The organism is Streptococcus suis, from assembly GCF_046032115.1.
In the GTDB taxonomy this organism is placed as follows: Bacteria; Bacillota; Bacilli; order Lactobacillales; family Streptococcaceae; genus Streptococcus; species Streptococcus suis_AJ.
The window spans coordinates 1-4,672 of the sequence record NZ_JARQOZ010000066.1 but is presented as its reverse complement, the minus strand read 5'-3'; the positions used below and the strand labels follow the sequence as shown (position 1 = coordinate 4,672).

4 protein-coding genes are annotated in these 4,672 nt (G+C 39.6%); 1 reads left to right on the top strand and 3 read right to left on the bottom strand.

Annotated features, from left to right (window positions below):
* Positions 1–143: 143 nt before the first annotated feature.
* Together P7J36_RS11440 and P7J36_RS11435 are read right to left on the bottom strand one after the other, a co-directional pair.
* Positions 144–1,202: an MmcQ/YjbR family DNA-binding protein gene (locus P7J36_RS11440; RefSeq protein ID WP_408552168.1), complete on the bottom strand. Its 1,059-nt coding sequence runs from the start codon at positions 1,200–1,202 to the stop codon at positions 144–146.
* Positions 1,203–1,222: 20 nt separating this feature from the next.
* Positions 1,223–2,713: a Sau3AI family type II restriction endonuclease gene (locus P7J36_RS11435; protein WP_408552169.1), complete on the bottom strand. Its 1,491-nt coding sequence runs from the start codon at positions 2,711–2,713 to the stop codon at positions 1,223–1,225.
* A 111-nt stretch (positions 2,714–2,824) separates the two neighbouring features.
* On the opposite strand from P7J36_RS11435, the gene dcm reads away from it, so the two are divergent.
* A complete protein-coding gene (dcm, locus tag P7J36_RS11430) occupies positions 2,825–4,090 on the top strand; it encodes a DNA (cytosine-5-)-methyltransferase (RefSeq protein WP_408552170.1) in 1,266 nt (421 codons plus the stop codon).
* A gap of 215 nt (positions 4,091–4,305) precedes the next feature.
* Here dcm and P7J36_RS11425 read toward each other — a convergent pair.
* Positions 4,306–4,672: IS66 family transposase (locus P7J36_RS11425; RefSeq protein ID WP_408552172.1), on the bottom strand; the 367-nt coding region annotated here is incomplete at its 5' end.

Below are 4,672 nucleotides of genomic sequence, written 5' to 3'. Positions count from 1 at the left end.
TTTAGTGTACCCTGTTTTCTAAAAAAACAACTAGATTTTTCTCAACTTTCTATTGACTTTTTACCACTAGACTTAAATTTTAATAGTCTTATTATACCGCTTTTTTTGCAGATGTAAAGATTTTTATTAAATATTCTGATAATTTAATAAATATTTATCACTTCAGATGTCAGTACTTCTATCACGCCCTCTGTCAAGCGTCTCGGACCACGCACCGCCCTGACTCCCAAGTCCATCATGCGCGCTCTCGGCAACACATCATCGGAAAACTGAGCGAGCAATTCCACCTGCATGACTTTCTTTTCTGTAGGAATGTCTGATTCCCCGCGATTTTCTAAATTCGCTCCTAAGACACGACAAACATAACGAATAGCCTGTACAGGCGCCGTCACATAGATGGCTACGATGTCCCCAGCTTGAATGGTTGATTTTTGCGGCCAATAGACTACCTTATTTTCCGCAAACTCGGTATCAATATCATAGACCTTTGGATTGGCTGGAATAACCCAGTAATCAGTCCCTTGCTCCGCCTTGTAGGATTTTGGTCCTACCAGATAACGGCTCTTCTCAAGGAGGGCAAAAACCATCTGGTCCTCCACAGTCTCATCCAGCAAGACCGACACCCAGGTCTTCTTTGACATGTGGTAGGCAGGGTAAATGCCCGACTGGCTCAGCAGCTCTGCTATTTCCCGACCGTCAACCTTGAGATTGACAATCTCCACCAGCTCCTGCGACCCACTCCCGTCCAACTTATCTCTCGGAATCTGACTGACCAAAGCGTACCACTTGTTATTGGCAGGGTGGCGAAAGGCCCCATAGGTCGGCAACTTGGCAAAGGGATAGTCAGGAAGGTCACCCCACTTCTCCTTGATGAGCTGGGCTATGCGGTTGCTTTGGTCTTTGGAAAATGGCAGAGCGATACAACAAGCCTCCTCTACCCGAGCCAAAATGGACTGATAGCTCTCTCTCACCTGCCCTACAAAAGCCCCAGCTGGCGCAGTCACCAGATGGGCGGTATAGACCTCCTCCATCTCACAATCCCAGACATAGGACGACAGCTGACCAGCCTCATCAACCTCCACCACCACCTCAAACTGCCCCTCCATGAACACCTCACGGTAGGTGTACCGATTGTCCGCGAAATGAAACCCGAAAGGGATGAGGGAGGGGAGGTTGATTTGGTAAGAATTAGTTTTGTTCATAGATGCCTTTCACTAAATAATTAATCCCACTCACCAAGGAGTACTTCTTTCAAAAATTTTTTAGGAAGCCAAAATGAGTGTTTCGTTATTCTTCTACCGTCCGGTAATTTGTCCGTATCTGATAATTTTCCCTTACCTACAAATTCATTAGGTCTAATTTCGTAGTAGGTATTTTGAGCATGAATTTTTGTGAATAAAATTGTATTGACTTTACTTTGCGGAAAGTTTGTTGATACTTTATTACCATTTAGCTTCAGTTCGACTCCATCTCGAATAATGTTTCGTGTTTCATTCCAAACCCGTTGAACCTCTGGAATTAGCCTGTCTGGGAAACCCCAAAACTTGATACTATCTAGTACAAATAGTTTATCCGATACTTCTTTAAAAATGACAAATAAAAACCGTTTATTGCAAATTTCCAAAAATGGATGCGATTCCTCCCAGACATCATTCCTAGCCAATTCTTCAAATTGATAAGTCTTAAACGGAGAGTCCTCTTTTGGTAGCCCATTTTTATCTACACGAATAACGCGTAAATTCATATTCGCTTTTTGAAATTCTTGTGTCTTTTCAAGGTCACCAGTCAGCCCCAATATATTTTTAACTAGAGTGCTATTTTTCCCTTTAGCCCTAGGATTCACTTCAAATCGACTATATAACTCTGCTTCAGAAAATCCTTTATAGGCTAAAATTTTATCTGCAATAATCTGTGTAAAGGGCTTCTTCTCACCTCGTGCAGTTGCTAGAATACTTTCTTGGTCAACTTGATTAAATATCTTGTGATTAATCAAGTAGGTCATGTAGCTTGATTTCAGCTCCCAAGCCCTTTGTTTTGCTAGAGTGTCACTAAAAGGCTGGCTTCTAAAATCTTTTCCTTTCCCTGCACCTTTTGTACAGGTAGACAAATAGTTTCCATCTGATTCGGAAAGTTCATGGGCCTTACCTTGCTTAATCTTTTCTACAATGCGATTGTAATCCTCAAGAATGACCTCCATGTCCTCTTCAAACCATTCATACAAAAAGACTTTTTCAATGATATAGTCTGACATGGTTTGACCTGGAATGAGGCCATTGTAGAACAGCAGGAGTATTTTAGAGCATTTTTGCCATAGATGAGTGGAGTAAAAGTCATCTAGATTTTCCTCCATATAGTTTAATATTGTTAAAACTAATCGCTCTTTTGCACTAATTGTTCCATTCTTGTTCACTTTAAAAGGCGTGACTTTCAATTCTACTCCAACCTTGTCAAAATCAGCAGCTGAGTCACTATTAGGTTGATAGCCATAAAAGTATTTTTCTATATAATTACCATATTGCCCTTTTGACTTCATACTGATTTCTTTATCAACAATTTCTGAGATTGTACCATCTTGAAAATCTCGATAAGTTTTATAAGGCGAAACTTGGTATTCAGCAATAATTTCGCCAAGCGACCTATCTAGTAAATGTTGAGAATAATCAAGAATACTTTGAATATCTGTTTCATCATAATTGAATAAGTGTTTTTCCATATAAAATTTCCTACTAAATTCCTATAGCTCTATTATATCAAATAAAAATCCTTGATCGAAATTGTTTTTTACGATATAATAGAGAGTATTAAATAAACTTGAGGAGAAAAAATGAATATTCTCGAACTCTTTGCCGGTGTAGGCGGTTTTCGCATTGGTCTTGAAAATGCTGACAAAGATTACTTCCAAACAAAATGGGCAAATCAATGGGAGCCTTCCCGAAAATCACAGGATGCCTTTGAAGTCTATGATTTGCATTTTCCTGATAGTGAAAATATCAATATCAGTATCTCAGATATTCCTGACGAAAAGTTTGCTGAAATGAATCCCGAAATGATTGTTGGTGGTTTTCCTTGCCAAGACTATTCTGTCGCTCGAAGCAAGAAGAACGAACAAGGGATTGAAGGAAAAAAAGGAGTTCTCTTTTGGGAAATTATCCGTGCTACTCGTATCACAAATCCAAAATATCTCATTCTAGAAAATGTTGACCGACTTCTAAAAGCACCTTCTAAACAAAGAGGGCGTGACTTTGCAATCATGTTGACAGCGTTTAACAATCTCGGCTACTCAGTTGAGTGGAGGGTTATCAATGCTGCTGAATACGGACGTAGTCAACGTCGCCGTCGTGTCTTCTTCTTTGTTTATCGAAATGACACGACTTTTGCTCAAAAACTAGATAAACAGTTTGAGAATAACGAGACTGTATTTAACGAAAATCGATATGATGAATATCTGTTCCACTCAGGCTTGTTTGCAACCCAATTCCCAATTAAATCAACATCAATAAAAGATCGCCAAGTCTACTACGAATTGCCGAATGATATTGTTGAAGTATCAGATAACTTCACCGGAACAGTTTGGAATACTGGCGTGATGAGACACGGAAAATACTATTCCATCGATACTCAATGTGACTATAAAGGTCAACCGATAACTCTTGGAGAAATCTTACAAGACGAAAAAGATGTACCTGAGAAATACTTTTTGACAGACCCTGCTAAACTAGAAAAATTCCAATATCTACGAGGCCCTAAAAAAATCGAAAGAACTTCGGCAGATGGTCACACCTATACCTATTCCGAAGGTGGAATGTCGCCAACAGATGATTTAAATCTTCCAGGTCGAACCATGCTGACGTCTGAGGGAACCGTCAACCGTTCTACTCACTTTATCAATGTGAACAATCGATACCGTTTGATTACACCTGTAGAGGCGGAACGATTACAGGACTTTCCTGACGATTGGACTAAGCAGAAAAAATTAGCAGATGGATCCATTGTAGATGTATCTGATAAAATGCGTATGTTCTTTATGGGCAATGCCCTCGTCACTGAAATCGTACGAAAAATTGGGGAGTATATTAAAACACTTGATTAAACTTTAAGGACTAAGATTGACTAAATGACCTAATATTTTGTGGCAACGTAGTCACTCGGAAAGAAAAACTCATAATCATATAAAGTACTTAGCTCGATACTACATTAAGTTAAGTACTTTTAATTTTGTATCCTGCAGTTAGATTTATTGTAACCGCCCAATAACAAAGTGTATTGAAAAAGGCTCCAAAGTCCTGTCGACTCTGGAATCTTTTTCTATTTACACGCTCTCTTAATTTTTTCCTTCCATGGTAAATAAGCCTCTAGCACCTCTTTTTTTGCGAGCGTCTCCTCATTAGGTAAATGTTCTAGAAGATAAGTCATATATTTCTCTGCATCAAGACCGTGTCGTTTAGCAGTTTCCAAAAGACTCAGAATGACAGCTGTCGACTTGGCTCCCTCAAAACTTTGAGAGAACAGCCAATTTTTACGCCCTATCACCAAGGTCTTCATAGCCCTTTCAGCCATATTGTTAGACAAGACTAAGTCACCGTCCGAGAGAACGGTTCGGAAGGTGGTTTCGTATTTGAGGCTATACTCTATTGCAGTGCCTAATTTGGAGCTTGGCAAGACAGCCTGATTG